We start from the raw sequence: 1,411 nt of genomic DNA on the forward strand, positions 1-1,411 counted from the left end.
GCGCCCTCGCCATAAGGCACGTTGATCCCGCCATAGCGGCGCACGCGGATGTTGCATTGTTCGGCATGGCCGACGAAGCCCTCGAGCATGCACAACCGAGAGCCATATTCGCCGATCAGCGTCGCTGCCTCATCCGTGGTGACTTTCTGGTAACTGTGGGTTTTCAGGTACTTGCCGACCCACAAACCACCCGTATACCGCCCCGCCTTCTTCGTCGGCAGCGTGTGGTTGGTGCCGATCACCTTGTCGCCATTGGCCACATTCGTCCGCGGCCCCAGGAACAGCGCGCCATAGCAGGTCATGTTCTCAAGGAACCAGTCATCGCGGTCCGTCATCACCTGCACATGCTCGGAGGCATAATCATCGGCCACCTTAAGCATTTCTTCATAACTGTCGCACAGGATGACCTCGCCATAGTCCTCCCAGCTGACCCGCGCGGTGCCGGCGGTGGGCAGGATGTCAAGGATGCGGTCGATCTCGGACAGGGTCTCTTCGGCCAGCTTGCGGCTGTTGGTCAGCAGCACCGCGGGCGAGTTATACCCGTGTTCCGCCTGCCCCAGGAGGTCGGTGGCGCACAATTCGGCGTCGACCGTGTCGTCGGCGATCACCATGGTCTCGGTCGGCCCCGCGAACAGGTCGATCCCGACACGACCGAACAATTGCCGCTTGGCTTCGGCGACAAAGGCGTTGCCGGGGCCAACCAGAAGATGCACCGGGGCGATGGTCTCGGTGCCGATCGCCATCGCGCCCACGGCCTGGATACCGCCCAGGACATAGATCTCGTGTGCGCCGCCGATATGCATCGCCGCGATCACCGCCGGGTTCGGCTCGCCGTTGAAGGGCGGCGTGCAGGCGATGATGCGCGGCACGCCGGCAACGGAGGCGGTCGCGACCGACATATGCGCCGAGGCGACCATCGGGAACTTGCCGCCGGGCACGTAGCAGCCGACCGACTGCACGGGGATGTTCTTGTGGCCCAGGATCACGCCCGGCAACGTCTCGACCTCGATGTCCAGCATCGAGTCCCGCTGCGCCTGGGCAAAGTTCCGAACCTGCTCTTGCGCGAACCTGATATCGGCCATCTCCTGCGGCGAGACCTTGGCGATGATCGCCTCGATCTCGGCTTCGCTCAGGCGATAGCTCTCGCGGTCATACTTGTCGAACTTCACCGCCAATTCGCGCACCGCCGCATCGCCGCGCGCCTCGATGTCCTTCAGCGTGGCCGCGACAACCGCCGCCGTCCTGGCATCATCCTCGGCCCGATCCGCCTCGGGCTTGCCCCGTTTCAGATACTCAATCGTCATGTCTCAACACCTCATTCATTCGGCCGCGGCGCAACCTTCTCGCCACGGTCATAAGCTTCCCAGCCACCGCCACCGAACACGTCAACACCAAGCTGCGACGCCACATG

The 1,411-nt window shown here is 63.6% G+C and carries 1 protein-coding gene and 1 pseudogene; both read right to left on the reverse strand.

The window, feature by feature from the left end; all coding sequences use genetic code 11:
* Positions 1-1,304: histidinol dehydrogenase (gene hisD, locus JQ863_RS19305; RefSeq protein ID WP_204115987.1), on the reverse strand; the 1,304-nt coding region annotated here is incomplete at its 3' end.
* Positions 1,305-1,315: 11 nt separating this feature from the next.
* Positions 1,316-1,411 (reverse strand): annotated as a pseudogene (locus tag JQ863_RS19510) (ester cyclase); the annotation flags it as partial.

The sequence above is a fragment of the Shimia biformata genome, assembly GCF_016888515.1.
GTDB lineage: Bacteria > Pseudomonadota > Alphaproteobacteria > Rhodobacterales > Rhodobacteraceae > Shimia_A > Shimia_A biformata.